The sequence below is a fragment of the Streptomyces sp. P9(2023) genome (assembly GCF_032436795.1).
Classification (GTDB): Bacteria; Actinomycetota; Actinomycetes; order Streptomycetales; family Streptomycetaceae; genus Streptomyces.
This window is the reverse complement of sequence record NZ_JAUPWM010000716.1, coordinates 1-249: the sequence shown is the minus strand read 5'-3', so window position 1 is coordinate 249 and position 249 is coordinate 1. Positions and strand designations below refer to the sequence as shown.

General features: G+C 60.6%; 1 protein-coding gene. It reads left to right on the top strand.

Annotation, left to right across the window (positions count from 1 at the left end):
* Nucleotides 1-249: TRAP transporter substrate-binding protein DctP (gene dctP, locus Q5762_RS39210; protein ID WP_315897096.1), on the top strand; the 249-nt coding region annotated here is incomplete at both ends.

Sequence of the window (249 nt, the reverse complement as noted above, 5' to 3'; positions counted from 1 at the left end):
CGGGCATGCGTTTGCTGGCGATGTGGGATAACGGCTTCCGAGTCATCACCAACAAGCAGCGGCCCATCGTCACCCCCGAGGATCTCGACGGCCTGCGTATTCGTACTCCCAACAGCCGCCAGCGGGTAGCGATGTTCAATGCGCTAGGGGCCAATGCCACGCCGCTGGCGTTTGGCGAGGTGTATTCCGCGCTCGATCAAGGTGTCATTGACGGTCAGGAAAACCCTGCCCATGTCGCCATGTCTTCAC